Annotated in this window: 20 protein-coding genes; 6 read left to right on the top strand and 14 right to left on the bottom strand. The window is 31.2% G+C overall.

Features of this window, described 5'->3' with window-relative positions:
- Positions 1 to 62 precede the first annotated feature (62 nt).
- Positions 63 to 1,214: a beta-aspartyl-peptidase gene (iadA, locus tag CD135_RS05880; RefSeq protein ID WP_016998761.1), complete on the top strand. Its 1,152-nt coding sequence runs from the start codon at positions 63 to 65 to the stop codon at positions 1,212 to 1,214.
- A 43-nt stretch (positions 1,215 to 1,257) separates the two neighbouring features.
- Here the strand turns inward: iadA and CD135_RS05885 are convergent, their stop codons facing one another.
- The gene (locus CD135_RS05885) at positions 1,258 to 1,974 is read right to left on the bottom strand and encodes a tyrosine-protein phosphatase (protein WP_016998762.1); all 717 of its coding nucleotides are present in this window, start codon (positions 1,972 to 1,974) and stop codon (positions 1,258 to 1,260) included.
- Between the two features lie 181 nt (positions 1,975 to 2,155).
- Between CD135_RS05885 and CD135_RS05890 the strand changes: the two genes are divergently transcribed.
- Entirely contained in the window at positions 2,156 to 2,758 is a 603-nt protein-coding gene (locus CD135_RS05890) for a nitroreductase family protein (protein ID WP_016998763.1), read from the top strand.
- 84 nt (positions 2,759 to 2,842) lie between these two features.
- The gene (locus CD135_RS05895) at positions 2,843 to 3,037 is read left to right on the top strand and encodes a hypothetical protein (protein ID WP_369964520.1); all 195 of its coding nucleotides are present in this window, start codon (positions 2,843 to 2,845) and stop codon (positions 3,035 to 3,037) included.
- Positions 3,038 to 3,168: 131 nt separating this feature from the next.
- Here CD135_RS05895 and CD135_RS05900 read toward each other — a convergent pair whose 3' ends face one another.
- The 8 genes from CD135_RS05900 to CD135_RS05935 all read right to left on the bottom strand — a co-directional run bounded on the left by CD135_RS05900 (position 3,169) and on the right by CD135_RS05935 (position 9,584).
- Complete coding sequence (locus tag CD135_RS05900; RefSeq protein WP_016998765.1) at positions 3,169 to 3,735, bottom strand: GNAT family N-acetyltransferase; 567 nt, start codon at positions 3,733 to 3,735, stop codon at positions 3,169 to 3,171.
- Positions 3,736 to 3,759: 24 nt separating this feature from the next.
- Positions 3,760 to 4,623 (bottom strand): ROK family protein, encoded by an 864-nt coding sequence (locus CD135_RS05905; protein WP_016998766.1) that lies wholly within the window; start codon positions 4,621 to 4,623, stop codon positions 3,760 to 3,762.
- Between the two features lie 41 nt (positions 4,624 to 4,664).
- Positions 4,665 to 5,609, bottom strand: coding sequence for a magnesium/cobalt transporter CorA (gene corA / locus CD135_RS05910; RefSeq protein ID WP_016998767.1), 945 nt, complete (start codon positions 5,607 to 5,609; stop codon positions 4,665 to 4,667).
- A gap of 244 nt (positions 5,610 to 5,853) precedes the next feature.
- Positions 5,854 to 6,696 (bottom strand): formyltetrahydrofolate deformylase, encoded by an 843-nt coding sequence (gene purU, locus CD135_RS05915; RefSeq protein ID WP_016998768.1) that lies wholly within the window; start codon positions 6,694 to 6,696, stop codon positions 5,854 to 5,856.
- Between the two features lie 177 nt (positions 6,697 to 6,873).
- On the bottom strand, positions 6,874 to 7,677 hold the full coding sequence (locus CD135_RS05920) for an SDR family NAD(P)-dependent oxidoreductase (protein ID WP_245942492.1): 804 nt from the start codon (positions 7,675 to 7,677) through the stop codon (positions 6,874 to 6,876).
- A gap of 183 nt (positions 7,678 to 7,860) precedes the next feature.
- Positions 7,861 to 8,175 carry a PTS sugar transporter subunit IIA gene (locus CD135_RS05925; RefSeq protein ID WP_016998770.1) on the bottom strand — a complete coding sequence of 105 codons (315 nt, stop codon included), beginning with the start codon at positions 8,173 to 8,175 and terminating at the stop codon, positions 7,861 to 7,863.
- A 9-nt stretch (positions 8,176 to 8,184) separates the two neighbouring features.
- Positions 8,185 to 8,487: a PTS sugar transporter subunit IIB gene (locus CD135_RS05930; RefSeq protein WP_064211402.1), complete on the bottom strand. Its 303-nt coding sequence runs from the start codon at positions 8,485 to 8,487 to the stop codon at positions 8,185 to 8,187.
- Between the two features lie 2 nt (positions 8,488 to 8,489).
- A complete protein-coding gene (locus tag CD135_RS05935) occupies positions 8,490 to 9,584 on the bottom strand; it encodes a DUF871 domain-containing protein (RefSeq protein ID WP_016998772.1) in 1,095 nt (364 codons plus the stop codon).
- A gap of 115 nt (positions 9,585 to 9,699) precedes the next feature.
- Here CD135_RS05935 and CD135_RS05940 point away from each other — a divergent pair, with 115 nt between their 5' ends.
- Positions 9,700 to 11,001: a PTS sugar transporter subunit IIC gene (locus CD135_RS05940; RefSeq protein WP_064205074.1), complete on the top strand. Its 1,302-nt coding sequence runs from the start codon at positions 9,700 to 9,702 to the stop codon at positions 10,999 to 11,001.
- Positions 11,002 to 11,143: 142 nt separating this feature from the next.
- Here the strand turns inward: CD135_RS05940 and CD135_RS05945 are convergent, their stop codons facing one another.
- Both CD135_RS05945 and CD135_RS05950 read right to left on the bottom strand, forming a co-directional pair.
- Entirely contained in the window at positions 11,144 to 11,626 is a 483-nt protein-coding gene (locus tag CD135_RS05945) for a DUF456 domain-containing protein (protein WP_103269004.1), read from the bottom strand.
- A gap of 14 nt (positions 11,627 to 11,640) precedes the next feature.
- Positions 11,641 to 12,852 (bottom strand): sugar efflux transporter, encoded by a 1,212-nt coding sequence (locus CD135_RS05950; protein WP_016998931.1) that lies wholly within the window; start codon positions 12,850 to 12,852, stop codon positions 11,641 to 11,643.
- Between the two features lie 133 nt (positions 12,853 to 12,985).
- Between CD135_RS05950 and CD135_RS05955 the strand changes: the two genes are divergently transcribed.
- Positions 12,986 to 13,624: an MOSC domain-containing protein gene (locus CD135_RS05955; RefSeq protein ID WP_016998930.1), complete on the top strand. Its 639-nt coding sequence runs from the start codon at positions 12,986 to 12,988 to the stop codon at positions 13,622 to 13,624.
- Between the two features lie 28 nt (positions 13,625 to 13,652).
- Here CD135_RS05955 and CD135_RS05960 read toward each other — a convergent pair whose 3' ends face one another.
- On the bottom strand, positions 13,653 to 14,528 hold the full coding sequence (locus CD135_RS05960; RefSeq protein WP_016998929.1) for a LysR family transcriptional regulator: 876 nt from the start codon (positions 14,526 to 14,528) through the stop codon (positions 13,653 to 13,655).
- A 174-nt stretch (positions 14,529 to 14,702) separates the two neighbouring features.
- On the opposite strand from CD135_RS05960, the gene CD135_RS05965 reads away from it, so the two are divergent.
- Positions 14,703 to 15,524, top strand: coding sequence for an undecaprenyl-diphosphate phosphatase (locus CD135_RS05965; RefSeq protein ID WP_016998928.1), 822 nt, complete (start codon positions 14,703 to 14,705; stop codon positions 15,522 to 15,524).
- A gap of 76 nt (positions 15,525 to 15,600) precedes the next feature.
- Here the strand turns inward: CD135_RS05965 and CD135_RS05970 are convergent, their stop codons facing one another.
- Positions 15,601 to 16,155, bottom strand: coding sequence for a ribonuclease FAU-1 family protein (locus CD135_RS05970; protein WP_016998927.1), 555 nt, complete (start codon positions 16,153 to 16,155; stop codon positions 15,601 to 15,603).
- Between the two features lie 194 nt (positions 16,156 to 16,349).
- A complete protein-coding gene (locus CD135_RS05975; protein ID WP_016998926.1) occupies positions 16,350 to 18,233 on the bottom strand; it encodes a DHA2 family efflux MFS transporter permease subunit in 1,884 nt (627 codons plus the stop codon).
- Between the last annotated feature and the right edge of the window lie 2 nt (positions 18,234 to 18,235).

Below are 18,235 nucleotides of genomic sequence, written 5' to 3' on the forward strand. Positions count from 1 at the left end.
CTTTAATGATTCAAGTAATTTAAAATATGTAACAATATACAATTTCATAGGGGGCAGAACTCATGTTCACAATCATAAAAAATGGTGATATTTATTCACCAAAATATATTGGCCAAAATTCAATTCTTATTCAAGGTCAAACCATCCTCAAAATCGGTGATATAGATATAGAAAAATTTAAAGATATCGACCCAAACTTGAATATAATTGATGCAGAAGACAATATTCTTATACCCGGTATAATAGACCCACACATTCATTTATTAGGTGGTGGAGGCGAAGCAGGTTATATGACGCGGACGCCAGAGGTGAATTTATCTGAACTTATAGAGTGCGGTATTACTTCAGTAATAGGATTAATAGGTACAGATGGTATTTCTCGTACACTTTCAAGTTTATATGCAAAAGCCAAAGCTCTTGAAGCAGAAGGAATTTCAACATATATGTATACAGGTAACTATCACTTACCCGTTACTACTATTACTGATTCTATAAAAGAAGACTTAATGTTAATAGACAAAGTAATTGGTACTGGAGAAATCGCTATTAATGACTTTAGATCTTCTATACCTAGCACAAATGAACTGGCTAAAATTATTGCAGAAACTACTGTTGGAGGAATGTTGAGTGGTAAAGCAGGAGTTACTCACTTTCATTTAGGTACTGGAAAACATAACTTAAATCAAATTCATAATTTACTAGCAAACTATGATGTCAAAGCGAATAAAATATACATTACGCATTTCGACAAAAGTTTAGATTTACTTAAAGAAGGCATCACTTTAAGTAATCAAGGTGTTTATATAGATTTAACAGCTGATACAAATACTGTAGACTGTGTAGATTATTACCTTCAAAATAATGGCGATATCGCTCAACTCACTATTTCATCTGACGGTCACGGTAGTTTGCCTAAATTTGACCACAATAATCAACTTGTTGGGTATGATGTTGCTAAATGTTATACATTAACAGAACAACTCTTTAATTTACTCAAACATTATCATCAAGATAAATGGGATGATATTATAGCACTGTTCACTTCTAACGTAGCTAATGCATTAACTTTACATCATAAAGGACATATTCATGAAAACTATGACGCCGATATTTTAATCATTGATAAGAATAGCAATAAGATTAAAAATGTCCTAGCAAAAGGAAAAGAAATGTTATCTGATTACAAAGTAATACGTAAAGGTATGTATGAATAATTAAGGGCCCGGGACAATTATGTATGTTCCGGACCCTTAATTTCTATATATCAATATTATTTAATATTTTCCTTGCATTTTCTTTAAGTTCATTTACTTTTTCGACGCCTTTTGTTCGTTCAATATAATCGTAACCTTCTTGTAAATGGAATGTTCTATTCGAAGTATTATGTGCATCACTTCCGATTATATGAATAGCATCTTTGTCTAATAAGAAATCCGCAGATTTTTTAGCATCTTCTCCATATCTATTAACTAATGATCCTGCTGTAACTTGGCATAGCGCACCTCGTTCAATTAAATCAAATAATATTTTCGGGTTATCTTGTATAGGAATTATTCGTTCTGGATGAGCTAATATAGGTCTATAGCCAGCATTAAATAATTTATCAAATGTTTCATCTGCAAATTCTGGAATACTAAAGAACGGAAATTCAATTAATACATAGCGTGAACCTTCAGTTATTGGTAATAATTCACCGGACTGTAAGCCTTCCAGCTCTTTACCAAACATATGAATTTCCTGACTCGGATAAACTTTTAAATTTATGCCATTTTCATCTAGCAATGCCTGTACTTCTTTTGTTCGGTTTTTAACTATATTAGCATCATTTTTAAATCTGTGTTCTATATAGTGTGGTGTAGCTACTAAATCAGTTATCCCTAACCCTTCTGCAACTCTAGCTAATTCAAGCATACTGTCAGCGTCAATTGGTCCATCATCAACATCATAAAGCAAATGATTGTGTATATCTATCATATGTACAGCTCCTTTTTATGAATCAACTTTTTCTACAAATCATCCTTATTACCTTTATTGTAACAAATTTTCACTCAATCAATATATCAAAATGATTTGTGTTCATGTATAAGCAAAGAATTTGAAAAGTCCAACCACTTTAATCATGATTAATATATAAACATTTAGGAGTGAATTATTAATGGAATTACAAGATGTCATTAACAAACGTCGTTCAGTAAAACAATACGAACCTTACGAAATGGATCGTGAAACGATAACAAAATTATTAAACAAAGCTTCTTTATCACCTTCTGCTTGGAATTTACAACAGTGGAAAGTGATTGTAGCACATTCTGATGAAGCTAAAGAAAAACTATACGAAGCAGCGAACAAACAAATTAAAATTAAAGAATCCAGCGCTACTTTCATCGTGCTAGGTGATTTAAATGCCCATAATACAATTGGTGATATTGCCGATGACTGGATAAAGCATAATCATATACCTGCTGAAAAACGCGAAGGGTTAATCCAAAGTGTTAATACTTTCTTTGAAGATGAAACAAATAAGAGAGATGAAGCGGTGCGTGGTGCTTCACTATTTGCGATGAATTTAATGTTAATCAGTGAGGACGAAGGCTATGCTACTTGCCCAATGATTGGTTTTGACAAACAAGCTGTTGTCGATTCTTTTAATATTGATGATAATTTAGTACCAGCAATGTTAATTACAATTGGTAAAGGCGAAATGTCCAATGATAGAGCATCTCGTCATGATGCATCATCATTTGCTAAATTTGAATAAAGACAATACATAATGTCTAAACTTTGTAATAATATTATAATATTTCACCTCAAATTTATATTATAATAAAAGTAACAAAGTGAGGTGTTTAAATTGAACAAACGTTATCAAAAAGTTCTATTACTTTACTTAATTTCAACGTTAGTACCATATACTTTGCTTAACAAAAATAAAGATATTCAATTAACGAAATCATGGTTACCTAGTTCATTAATTGGATATGGTATATTTGCATATGGATTGAAGGTACTAACTCAATTAAAAAAAGCATCTAAATAAGATGCTTTACTACATGTGAGTATAGAGTACAAATCTTTCACTCAAAATAATTCTCCTAATTCGTTTTTTATGAACGAATTAGGAGAATTTATTTTGGTTTTTGTAAAGTGCATACTTGCTTAAAACAATTCTTACGTCTTAGGCTTATTATTTTCTTTATACATATTATCTGTTATTGCATATATTACATCATCAACTATTTTATCTTTATGAATACGATTTTTAGGCATTACGCCTACTTTTTTCATGCCAAGTCTTTTCATAACTTGTCCTGATTTGGGGTTTAATGTACTATGCACACCTTTAACTTGATTTAATCCCATTTCTTCAAATGATAATTTCAACAATTGATTAGCTGCTTCTGTTACATAACCATTTCCGCTATACTTTAGGTTAATCACATAACCAATTTCTGCCCTCTTATGATCTACTTCCAATCGTAAATCAATTGTACCTATAAATTTATCGTTTTCTTTTAATATAATACCGTATTTTCCTAACGGGGATTGTAAATAATACTTTGTAATGACTTCTCTTGTTTCATCTTTAGACAAATGTGTTGGAAAGACATGCGTTGTATTTTCAATATTAGAAGCATATTCAAATAATGATTGCGTATCTTCTAAAGACACAGGTCTCAATATAAGTCTTTCTGTTTCCATTGTTTGATATTCCGCTAATTTCACTAGTAAGTCCATATTATTTAATCCCCCTTTTAACCTTTATTTATATTCGCTTTGTGCAAGTGCTAAACAACCTATTACGCCTTGGTCATCATTTAAACTAGGTTTCACAATATAAGTTTCAACTGGTGGTAAATTTAAATAACCATTATTCAATATTTCAAATTGCTTATGAATTTTATCTAATAAATGATCTTGATGCATGACACCACCACCAAAAATAATCTTTTCAGGTGATAACATTAGCGTTGTATTATAAGCCGCTTGAGCTATATAGTATGCTACCATATCCCAAGTCTTATCTTGTTCTTCAATATCTTTAGCTTTAATACCTGCACGTTTTTCTATAGCTGGTCCAGACGCCAATCCTTCTAAACAAGTATGATGGAATGGACAATTACCTTCAAAATCATCATCTTCATGCTGTTTTATAGACATATGACCCATTTCAGGATGACTTAGTCCTTGAATGTAACGACCATTCATCATAGCTCCACCGCCTACACCTGTCCCGATAGTGTAATAAACTGCTGAATCAACGTTTTTTGCAATTCCTTTTTGATATTCGCCGTATAAAGATGCATTAACATCTGTAGTAAATGCTATAGGTACGTCAAAATATTTTTTTACTGAACCGATAAAATCAAAATCTTTCCAAGCTGTCTTCGGAGTAGATGTAATATATCCATATGTTTTTGACTCTTTATTTATATCGATAGGTCCAAATGAACCTATTCCAATACTTTTCAATTCATAATTTTTGAAAAAATTAATAACTTCAGTCATTGTTTCTTCAGGATATGTAGTTGGTATAGAAACACGCTCAATAACATTTAATGCTTCATCACCTATTGCACATACAAATTTTGTTCCTCCCGCTTCAATTGCTCCATAATATTGCATGATTGACACTCGCTTTCTCATTATCTAATATTTTTGTAATTTTAAAACCATTTTTTCTTTTTAAATACAACTAGCATGATTGCTGCTATTGCTACCATAATGAATAATACAATGTAATAACCGTTGTGCCAATTTAATTCAGGCATATTTTCAAAGTTCATTCCATAAATACCGGCTATAAGTGTTAATGGCATGAATACGACAGAATAAATCGTTAAAATTTTCATAATGTTATTCATTTTAAATGAATTCAATGAAATATAATTATCCCTTATATCACTTGTCATTTCCCGTGAAGCATCAACCATTTCCATCTGTTTAATAAGATGATCATTAATATGCATGATATATAACAATTGTTGTTCATTCAAATTTAATACTTTTCCTTCACGCATCCGATAAACTAAATCTTTCATTGGTTGAACAGTTCTCTTAATTAATAACAACTCTTGTCTTAAATTAAAAGTATCATCAATCAAAGTCTTTGTAGAACTATCTACATTATGCCGATCTTCAAAGTTAAAGACTTTATCTTCAATATCGTATATAAACGGAAAGAAATTATCTGTTATATCATCTAAAATATTTAATAATATATCTTTTGGTTCTTCATATTGTACCGTACGATTAAAAAGTTTTCTTTTAATTGTATCAATTTCCTCAAATCGTTCTTTATGGAAAGTAACAATATAATCTTCGCCTATGAATATATCGATTTCTTCTGATTCTAGCGTTTTTAAATCTAAAGCATGAAATACTAAAAATTGATAACCATCATATTGTTTGAATTTTGGTCTCTGTTGTACCAATGTTGCATCTTCAATAGATAAAGGGTGAAAATCAAAATATTGTGCGAGTACATTTGTTTCTTCTTCAGTTGACTCGTTCATATCAACCCATATCCATTTATACTTTTCTTGAACTTCACTAGGAAAGGTAGTTTCTTTTATCTCATCATTTAAATTTATGTAATAAGTTTTAATCATATTTTCACCGCTTAGAATTGATTTAAATTCATTATATATTATTTTAAAGTTTAGAACATAAATTGATTGTTCAAAATAATTCTCCTAATTCGTTGGAGTTTAAATTAACAGATTAGGAGAATTTATGTATGTATACGATTTTGAAAGTACAAGCTTCAACGTCAGCACTTTGCAAAATCGTTACAGTTTATATTTGATACTATTATAACTTCAGAACAATTAGTCTTGTTCCTTTTATACTTAATTAAGAAAATACGATAGTCTTGTTTCCATTAACAATAACTTTATGTTCACAATGCCATTGTACCGCTCTAGCTAGTACTTCTGATTCTACATGACGACCTGTATTTTTCATATCTTGTGCTGTATAGCGATGGTTTACTCTTACAACATCTTGCTCGATAATCGGACCAGCATCTAAGTCTTCTGTTACATAATGGCTTGTAGCACCTATTAGTTTAACCCCTCTTGTATACGCTTGTTTATATGGATTAGCTCCGATAAATGAAGGTAAAAATGAATGGTGTATATTGATTATTTTCAAATGGTGTCTATCAACAAATTCAGGAGATAATATTTGCATATATTTAGCTAATACTAATAAATCAACGCCATATCCTTCACAAATTTCTGTTATTTTCTCTTCACTTTGTCGCTTTGTATCTTTTGTAACTTCTACATGATGAAACGGAATACCCATGTCTTCTACAAATTTTCTATTATTCTCATGGTTGCTTATAACGCAACTAATTTCGATAGGAAATTCTTGTCTGTTTGCTCGTAACATAATCTCACTTAAAGCGTGATCTTCTTTAGAAACGAGTAGCGCAGTTTTCACTTTCGTGTTAGCGTCATAAATTTTGAAATGTATATTTCTGCTATTTAGTTCTTTTTCTAATAGTCCTTTAACTTCATCATTTTGATCGAAGACTATTCTTAAATATAAATGATTTTCATTTTCTTGAACATCTGTATAGTGATCCAAATGAAATATATTAGAGTTTGTATTTTTAATAGTTGTAGAAATTAAAGATGTGATTCCTATTTCATCTTTACAATCTGCAAGTAAAATATAATGATTATTCATGTTTCTCATCCTTTTATAAATTGTGTAAAAATTCTTACGATAATAGCTATTATAAAATTTTATATGAGATAACACAATCAAACTTGCCTACTTATTCCAATGTAAGCGAATTCAGTTAATAATTATTATTTAAATACATAAATTGATCCAATTGCAATTCTTCCAATGTATCTCTTATTAATTTTTTCTTTGGAAATAATTTAATCCATATTTTTCAACTGGAACAACTTTACCTTCGTAAACATACTTACCATTAAATAAAGTGCGATTTTTTGTCACTTTAATAGTTGAGAGCGCCCCTTCTTCTGGCGAAATAAAAAATGAATCAAATACTTTGTAGATGAAGTCACCAATTTTTTTATTGTATTTGGTTTTGCCTAAATTAGTAGACACAGCTCCCGGATGTACAGCCGATACATTTAATCCATGTTTACTAAAACGTTCATCCAATTCCTGCATAAAGTAAAGTACTGCTAACTTAGATTTACTATATGATTTAACTGGGTTAAATTTTAGTGGGTAAGCAAAATTATGATTCCCCATAGCTGTATATTTGTATGCACCTGATGATACAACAATAATTTGTTTATCTTCACTTTCCATTATTTTTTCGAATAAAGTATGTGTTAATAAAAAATGACCTAAATAATTTGTTCCAAACATGAGCTCATAACCATCTACAGTTTTTTGCCTTGTTAAAGAAACGACACCCGCATTATTAATCAGGCAATCTACATGTGTATAACGATTTAAAATATTAGTTGCTGCTTGCATTACACTCGCTAGATCAGATAAATCACATTTGATGATATCAACACGCTTATAAGGGTGTCGTGCCTGTATTAGCTGCTTAACTGATTCTCCTTTATCAACGTTTCTACAAAGTAATATTAAAATATCATATTCTGACGCTAATTCAATTACAGTGCTTTTGCCTATACCAGACGTAGGCCCGGTAATAGCTAGAATTCTATTCGACATTATAATTACTCCTTTTATTTATTAAGTTATATTTACCCGAAAAAATGTATAATTAACATAAATGAGAATGAAAAATCGCTCTTTATATTCATAAGATTTTTTATCGATTTGTCATGTCTACTGCCAACATAACTAATCAGGCTGAGTCATTTATTTATGTCCCAGCCTGATTAGTTTCTAAAATTACTTTTTTATATAATTTTCATGAACATAAATTAATTCTTTCGCCATCTCTTTTATAATTTCAGTTGAAATAAGTTGATCTTCTGCGTGTACCAATAACAGATTAAGTTTAATCTCTTCTCCTGCAGATTCGGATTGGATGAGGTCTTTATGAACTTTATGTCCTTCAGTTAAATATTTGTTGCCTTCTTCAACTAAATCATAAGAATCATTAAAATTATTTGATTTTGCTTCTTGAATTGCTTGCATATAGGTACTTTTAGCCATGCCTACATTCGTTATAATCTGAAAAGCTATCTGTTCGTACTTTTCCATTTAATCACCTTATTCCATTAGACTTTCTGCTTGTTTAAGTACCCCTTCTCCATCCATCATGCCATATTGTTGCATGCCTATAACGTCGATTGGAACTTTTCCGTCAGCTATTTTTTCTACTTGAGCTTTTTGAAATCTCACTTGAGGTCCTAATAAAATGACATCAACTTCATCTATTTTCGATTCAGCTTCAGATAAAGCTAATGCTTCAATTTCATAATCTTTATTTTCTTTATCGGCAGTTTCTTGCATTTTTTTAACCAACATACTAGTAGACATACCCGCTGAACAAACTAATAATATTTTTTTCATTTTTATCTCTCCCATAATTTAAATTTAAAGAATGCCCAAGGTTTTAAGTAATCTAATAGTTGCAAGTCATGATTTTCTATTTTTCCTACAACATTCACTTTTCCTGTGTTGAGCATCGGTTTTAAAGCAATTTGTAATTCCCCTTTATATTGACCATATTCATCATTATCGATTAATACATCGCCTCTTTTTATAGCAACTGTATGATGAGGTGGAAATGATTCTTGTTTATATTTCACTCGACTTTGAGTAGATCGAATCAAATAGTCGCTTACATCACCTCTATAAAAATGTGGTTCTTCAAAAATAATTTTCTTTTCTAAATCTGTATAGCTTCCCACTAATTTAATATCAAAAGTTATCGGTTCATGGATTAAATCACTCAATTCCTTTAATTCTTTTTCAGATGGATAGCAATTACTGATAATAACATCATCTATTAAGCCGGTTGCCCATAAATATTTTGCTTGAGAAGTAATCGGCAAACCGCGATGTTGTTCTAATGTAGGAAGTCCTTCTGTAATAGGCCAAGGTCCAAAATCCGCTTCTTTACTAGATACAAATGCAGCTGTTCTCAAGCCGTATTGTTTAAATTTCTTACTGCCTTCTATAAAAAAGGCTTCAGATATACCTGCATAACGATGGGGATAAAAGTTATGACAACCTACGAGCCGATTTCGATTAGGTTCAAAGTCTAATACATTGTCTATATAATGATTCATTACGCTCATATTCAGCTCTATTTTGATTCCATATGGATTATAAGTCATATCACTCGTTTCTTTTGCTCCTACCCCTTCGTCGAGTCTGATACCATCTACACCCATTTCATAAAAGAATGATAAATCGTTAGTTTCAATATTTAATACTTTAAATGTTCTAGGTGCTACATCAACAAATATTTCAAAATTTAAAGACTTTGCGAATTGAATAATTTTTTTGATAGATGGAAGTATTTCGGATTTGTTTTCTTCAGTAATTTGTAATAAGTTCGTAAATATTCTAGAAAAACCGTACTCATGTGCTTTCTCTATATACTTTAAGTCATCAGCTTCCTTAGATTTCCCCGGATATAGAGATATCCCCAATTTTCTCATGATATAACCTCACAATTCTTTCAATTAATTTCTTTTTTTGTAATTTTGAATAATTTTACTATTTAGTTTATACTATAACAAAATTAAAGCGCTTACAAACAAAGGGGGATTAACATTGAATAATTTTGCAACTTGGATAGAAAATAAGCTTTCGGGACCAATGACTAAGCTTTCAAACCAAAGACATCTACTTGCTATTCGTGATGGGGTTATTTCAGCGTTACCATTCATTATATTTGGTTCATTTTTCTTAATATTTGCAACACCACCATTGCCAGAATCTTGGGCAATTACTAAGTGGGCAACAGCACATGCCGAAGAAATTTTAATACCTTATAGAATGACTATGTTTATAATGAGTTTGTATATCGTTTTTGGTATAGGATATAATCTTGCAAAATCCTATGACCTTGATCCATTATCTGCCGCACAACTTTCTACCGCAGCTTTTCTATTAACTATCGCACCTACTATGGACGATAAATTAGGTTTTGTTTTACCTATGACAAATTTAGGTGGGCACGGTTTATTTGTCGCAATGATTGTTGCTATTCTTTCTGTAGAAATATATCGTTTCTGTAAAATTAAAAACATCACGATTAAAATGCCACCACAAGTTCCACCTTCCGTCAGTCGCTCATTCGAATCTCTTATACCTGTCGTTTTTGTTCTAGGGTTTATGAGTATCATTACAGTACTATTCCAACTAGACTTACACTCACTCGTAGATAAAATTGTCGGACCGCTTGTGTTTGCAGGCGACACACTACCAGGTGTTTTAGTGCCAGTATTTTTAACAACATTCTTCTGGTCATTTGGTATTCATGGAATGTCTATTGTCGGTACGATAGAACGACCATTATGGGAAGTTTATTTAGCTAAAAACGGTGAAGCACATGCAGCAGGAGAAGCACTACCTCATATTGCACCCGAAACATTTTTCCAATGGTTTGTATGGATTGGTGGTGCGGGCGCAACTTTAGGTCTTGTTATTTGTATATTAATATTTGCAAAATCACAATTCCTTAAAAAAATGGGTAAAGCAGTTGCCATCCCTTCTTTATTTAACATCAATGAACCAGTTATATTTGGTTTACCAATTGTATTAAACCCAATTATGGTCATTCCATTTATTTTAATACCTATCGTTTTAACGATTATCACTTATATCGCAACTGCCCTAGGATTAGTCAATGCGACCAGTGTAATGCCTCCATGGACTTTACCTGCTCCAATTGGTGCATACTTAGCCACTGGTGGCGATTGGCGGGCTATCATACTCGTATTAATCAATATTGCAATTTCTGTCGGTATTTATTTCCCATTCTTTAAAATGTATGATCGTAAAATGATTTTAGAGGAAAGTGGCGAATCTAAAGAAGAAATTGAAAAAGATATGGAAGAAGAAAACAAATAATAATGTAGAAGATATAAATAAGGATGAAAGATGCACGAAGATTTTTATAAAAAATAAGCATATCACTTTCAAACTGAAACAATCCGTTAAGTGATATGCTTATTTATTTTGAGTTAGAATTTATGTTTCAAGCTCTTAAATGTTAAAAAATAATATCAATAAAGAACCAAATAACCATAACGATCATGATAAGTGCTTTTGCTATTGTACTTGTTAAAAATCCTAATAGTGAACCTATACTTGCATTAAGTGCAGCACTGATATCACTCTTTTGTATAATTTCTGAAACGAATACTAAGATAAACGGTACGATAATAATACCGAAAGGTGGAAATACAAAGCAACCAATAATAACACCAACTGCTGCCATTATCTCTCCTAATTTAGAACCACCAAATTTTTTCACAAAGTAACTGTTCATGATGATGTCCGACAAAATCATAAATACTGTAAAGAGTATCATAACCGTCCAAAATACCCATGATAATTTTGATGAATCTATTGCAAAATGATATATAAAGTACCCTATCCAAAGAAATAAAACGGATGGGATAATTGGTTTGATTAAACCGATAAATGCAATTACAAACATTATAATGATAAGTAACCAACTAATTGTTGTCATGTAATTTAGTACTCCTAACTAATTTGTGTATTGTTTTGTTCCTTATGTTCTATAGTGAAAATTAATAGAACAAACGCAAGTGCTATCGAAAAACTTGAAACAAAGAACACATTTCCTAATCCTACTATATCACTCATGACACCACCAAGTAAATTTCCACCTAGTTGTCCAATAACCATAGCGTTCGCAAATAAAGTCGAAGCGTAACCTGGAAAGTCTGGTAAAATATCTTGGAAATAACTGATACCAAGCCCTAACAAAATAGCTAAGAAAAATGCTAAAGCTAATTGTCCAATTAACATTGCAGTAAAACTATCAAACACCCCGATACTGAAATAATAACCAAAGCCAAATATTGAACCTACCATGAGTAAAGTTTTCGTTCTGAATTTACTTGCGATAGCTCCTAGAATAATCATAAGCGGTACTTCTAAGCCTGCACATAAACTTGCTAAATAACCAACATGAGACTCGTCATCTTTCAAATATTCAGTTACATATAAAGGCATGTTTAAAGTATACATCCATTGCCCAATATGCAATAGAATGAAAGCTAAAAATGGTATAAGTAAAGTCGGTTCTTTAATTAAGTTCGGAGCTTTTTTCTCTGGAAAATTCCCTACTATATTATTTAAGATTTTCTTTGGTTCCTTATAAAATAATAATAGTAATACGAGTACAGTTAAGAATATAGTAACCGTACCACCAAATAGACCGTCATAACCCAATAGTGAAAGTAATACAGTACCTATCAATGGACCAAATAAGAAACCTAATGAGAAAGTTGATCTTAAAACAGTATTGGCAAAGATACTTCTATCTTTATATTCTGATTCATTAATAGATTCACGAGCAGAAGCATACATTTGAGGCATTGCAGGTGCTGCCAGACCTTGGAACATTCCGTATAATACAATGAAGATCCAGATAGTATGTACATAGAAATAAATGGAGAAACATAAAGCACCCATTATAAGGGCTGTTGCGATAAGATATTTACGGTTGATTTTACCATTATCTGAAAACCTAGCTACTATAGAATTCACAGTGAAGGATGCTCCAGCAGCAAGAGCCATTAATAGACCATATTGGCCACTAGTCATTCCTAAGTGTTGTGTCGCATATAACACTAAGAACGGGGTAGTGATTGCGATTGCCATACCGAGTAATCCCATATTCACTGTAAAGAGCTTATAATTTTTGATTTGAAACAGTTTCAAAAACATGAATTCACATCTTTCTTTATTTTATTATATGCTTGTACTTTATAGCTAAACCCCTGTTACGTCAATGCTAAAATTGATATAATTTTTCTAAAGTTATAAAATAAATTTACATGATTTAAGAAGGAGAAAAGCCATGGTATTTAAAATTGATTATATTTCTACTGGTAAAGTTTCTAACGTTACGTTCGATAATCAAAAAACAAAAAAGACCGCCATTTATAAAACCCCTATTTCAAATAGTATGTTTTTATCAAAAACAGGGTTTGTTGAAGATGAACAACAATATAAAGGGCACGGCGGTCCTGAAAAAGCTATATGTTTCTATAGTAAAGATAACTATCAATATTGGAACGATATCATTCACCTGTTGCCTGAATATGCAATTTTTGGAGAAAACTTAACAGTCTCTGGCTTAACCGAAGCGGATTTAAATATCGGTGATACATATCAGTTAGGTGAAGCCACTATACAAGTATCTTGTCCAAGACAACCTTGCGCTACAATCGCGCAAAGGTATGGCATAAAAGACTTAGTTAAAAGAATGGCAGACAGTTGTAAAACAGGATGTTATTTTCGCGTAATCAAAGAAGGCTATGTATCACAAGGAGACGATTTAGTATTGATTGAACAAAAAAAGCCTTCCCTTTCTATACTTGAATTGAATGAAACACGTTTTAAAGATAATAAAAACAAACAACGCATACAATCAGTATTAAATCATGATGGTATAAATGAAGAAACAAGAAATATATTTATTAAATTATTAAAATAAATGATAACATCGTACAAATCTCTATCGGTTACTTCTTTTTAACATCAATTTGGTTTATGTAATTTTTAATCACTTCAATAAATGATTTTACTTGTGGTAATTGCAATACACTATGTTCATAACAAATATATGTTGACCGTTTTAAAGGCTTTTTCATGATATTTAATTTTTTAATTTCAAAAAGGTCTGTATCTATATCACCTATAACTAATTCAGGTAAAACTGTAACGCCTACACCATTTAATAACAATGCTTTACAAGTTGCGATTTGATCTACTTTTATAAGAGCATGGTATTCTTGTTTGAAATAATCTGAATACCATTCTTCAATTTGCTTTAAATATATTGGTTCAGCTTGAAATTCAATCATCGGTAATAAATGCAAATCATGTTTTCTATTTTTAGGATAAATAAAGTAATGTTGTTCATTTAATAATAAGTCGTTCTGTACATTCATTACTTCATTACCTCTAATTACTGTTACATGAAATTCATTCTGATATGATTTAATATGTTCACTTGAGCCAATTTGTAATTGTATATCGACGTTAGGGTAAAGTTTAGTATATTGCCCTAGAACTTGAGGCAAAATTGTTTGTCCAATTAACGAAGATACGCCAATTGAGATACTCCCATTAACTTCCCCGACTTTCGAACTTATTCTATCCAGTAATAGACGCTCTTCTTTAAGCATTTTTCTAGCGTGATCAATAACGAGCGAACCTTCATTAGTTGTTATTAATTGCTTCTTAGTCCTTATAAAAATATCTATACCAAAAAAGTTTTCGATAGATTTGAGACGTTGACTGACGGCAGGCTGCGAAATATAGAGAATGTCAGCAGCTTTCCTCAATGTCTTTACATCTTCTAAAGTCACTAATAGTTTGTAATCATCTACTTTCATAAAAAGACACCCTCCTCACATTTATTTCATTATAACATGCTTTAATTATTACAAGCATGCCTTTAAGCAACTACTACTTAAGACCGAATTATAAAAAATCTTACTATCTAAATTGAATACTTTTTTAAAATTAGTTATAGTTAAGCATGTAAATTAAATAGGAAGGATCTTACTATGTTACTTATTGAGATAATAAAGTATATTTTTCTAGGTTTATTGCAAGGTGTAACTGAACCCATACCTGTATCTTCTAGTGGTCACCTTGTAATGGCTCAAGAATTTTTAGGCTTACATACTGAAGGTTTAACATTTGAAATTTTTGTAAATACGGCTTCATTAGTTGCTGTACTGATTTTGTTTAGAAAAGATATTATCGAACTCATTGTTGATACTTTAAAATTTATTAAAGGAGATCGCACTGAAGAAGTAATTCGAAACTTTAGATTTGCTATGTATCTTGTAGTTGCCACGATACCTGCTGGTGTTCTTGGGTTAATCTTTAACGATATAATTGGCGACACAAAAAGTGTTATGCTAGTCGGTTTCATGTTAATTGTAACTGGTATTGCACTATGGTTTATTAAAAATAAACGCGGTCAAAAGTTAGATAAAGATTTAACGTTAAAAGATGCGATTATAGTAGGGCTATTTCAAGCTATTGCATTAATTCCAGGAATTAGTCGTAGTGGTGCAACGATAGTTGGTGCTTTAGGTGTTGGTATGAATCAAAAAACAGCATTTAAGTTCTCATTCTTACTTTATATACCAGTAAGTTTAGGGACTGCATTGCTTGGTATTAAAGATATCATTCAAACACCACCAGATTCTTCATTAATGATTTCTTATATGTTCGCATTTGTAGCTTCACTTGTGGCCAGCTATTTCTCTTTAAAATGGCTAAAAGGCATAATGGAACGCGGACAATTAGGTATATTTAGTAAATACTGTTTCGTTGTAGGACCATTAGCAATTATACTTGCACTGATATTCTTATAAAAACTTTTAAAAAACGAGCATACACAGTTAATACTGTGTATGCTCGTTTTTTATGTAAATCATAGTTTAGGAATATTTATTTATTACTATTCTTATTTGCATTCATTATTTCATGAAAACAATATCTTATCTTTTTCTCTATTCCTTTAAAATCTGTTTCTAACTTGAACATAATCTCATGAGCAGTAACATATGCCTTATGAAATTGCGCTTTAGAAATTTTGTTTTCTTTAAGCATTCTTTCTAAATCATCTTCATCAACTAGTTCATATTCCCCTGTCTTTGGTATCACCAACACATCTAAGCATAAATCTAAAGTTCGTGCATTTCCAAGCTGGGTAATATTCCTCAAATTCACATCAAAATAATACTGCACTGGTTGATTTTGTTTATTATACATCACAGTAATACTATATGGCTTTTTCTCCGGTAATATTTGCATCCATTTATAGCCCTTGTCAGCTACTGTAATTTCTTTACCTACAACATTTACTATTAACGGTTCTTTTACTTCAAGCATCGTTACAAGTCCTACAAGACCTTTAAAGTGATTAGTATCCAGCGCAACTTCTTTATATTCGCGATTAAGGAGACGTCGCCAATGACGTTTGTCAATATACTTAACTTTCACAAGTTACCAACTCCTTTTATTCATTATATAAAAAACGGGAGCCGATATAAAGCATTCGAGTAATCTTTTATTTTTTTTATTATTTTACACAAAGAAACCACAAGAAGTTTGAAATTCTTGTGGCTTTGAAATGATTATTTATATATAAAATTTAAACTTTAAAACATATGTTTTTTTAATTCTAAAATTTTACGTTATTCATGTGAAATATAATGTGACTTACCTTTTAAGAATAAACTTAAGATTAATGCAATAACACTAAACAGAGTTGCAATCCAGAAAGCGTCATTTATACCTTGTACAGTTGCAAGTTTATTTAGAAACTCAACAAGTGCTGACATGCCACTTTCTTTTCCACCAACAGAATCTGAAAGTGCTTTAACTTGTTCTTGAATAATTGGATCAGTTGAATCTAAATTATCTGACATGTTAGCTAAATGAGTAGTCGTATTTTGTGTCATAACTGTTACAAGTATTGCAGTACCAATTGATCCTGCCAATTGTCTCACTGTGTTACTGATTGCATTACCATGTGGTATCAATCGTTGAGGTAATGAATTCATCCCAGCCGTCATAATAGGCATCATGATAAAACTCATACCAAATGAACGTACGATATAAATAATTAATATTGTTGAATATGGTGTATCCATATTTAACTGTGTTAACTCCCATGTTGCAAAAGTCATAATTGTTAAACCAATTAAAGCTAATGGCTTAATACCAAATGAATCTAGCATTTTACCAGCAATTGGTCCCATAAAGCCCATTATTAATGAACCTGGTAACAATAATAAACCAGAATCTAATGGAGAAAACCCACGAAGATTTTGTAAGTAAATTGGTAATAATATCATACCACCAAATAAACTCATTGTTACGATAACGTTAATAACTGTCGTTAATGTGAACCCAGAATATTTTAATGCTGACATATCAAGCATTGGATTTTTCATTCTTATTTCACGAATAACAAACATTGTTGTAAAGATAACGCCAATAATTAATGATAATGAAACTGTTGTAGATGTCCATCCATTATTACCCGCTTCACTGAAACCGTATAATAATAGTCCAAAACCTAACGTACTAAATATAATACCTTGAACGTCTGGTTTAGGGTTAGACGTTTGCTGGTAAATTCTAAACCAGAAATAACTGATTATGATAGAAATTAAACCGATAGCAAACATTCCGTAGAACATGATATTCCAATGGTAATTTTGTACAACCCAACCTGATAATGTTGGTCCTATAGCTGGTGCTAAAATAAATGCAATACCTAATGTACCCATTGCTGCACCACGCTTTTCTGGTGGGAAGATTGTCATAAACACATTAGAACCTAATGGCATAAGCACGCCTGCTCCTACAGCTTGTATGACACGTCCTGTCATCATCATTGGAAAGTTTACTGACAACGCGCAAATGAATGATCCGATTGTAAACAGTATCATTGCTATAATGAATAATTTTCTATAAGAATACTTACTGATTAAAAAGGCGCTGATTGGGATTAATATACCATTTACAAGCATAAATCCCGTCATTAGCCATTGACCAGTTGAAGCTGAAATACTAAATTCATTATTAATAACAGGTAATGCTACATTTAATAATGTTTGGTTTAAAATTGCTATGAACATACCGAACATCATTGCAATTAATATTTTATTTCTTGTAATACCTTTACCATAAACAAAATTAACATGATTCTTTTTAATTTGTTCGTTGATTGGTTCGTCTTCATGTATTTCCATACCACGATCAGATAATACAGAATCTTCATCTTCTGAATTATTATTATCGTCAGATACGTTTTCTTTAAATGATGGTTGATTATTTTCATCTTGGTTCATTTGTTCAACTTGCTCTTCTTTATATTCTTTTTGATGACGGTTAACTGTTAAGCTATCATCATCTTTAGATTTAAGTTGACTGTATTCTTCTTTATGATCTTTTTCAAAAGATTCATTAGAAACTTGTTTTCTTTTTTTACGTTTTAATACAAATGCATTAATTCCAATCCAAAGTAAGATTGCAATTATTATATAAGCCACCGTAAAGGTTGATGTCATAA

It is taken from the genome of Mammaliicoccus lentus (assembly GCF_002902755.1).
Lineage (GTDB): Bacteria > Bacillota > Bacilli > Staphylococcales > Staphylococcaceae > Mammaliicoccus > Mammaliicoccus lentus.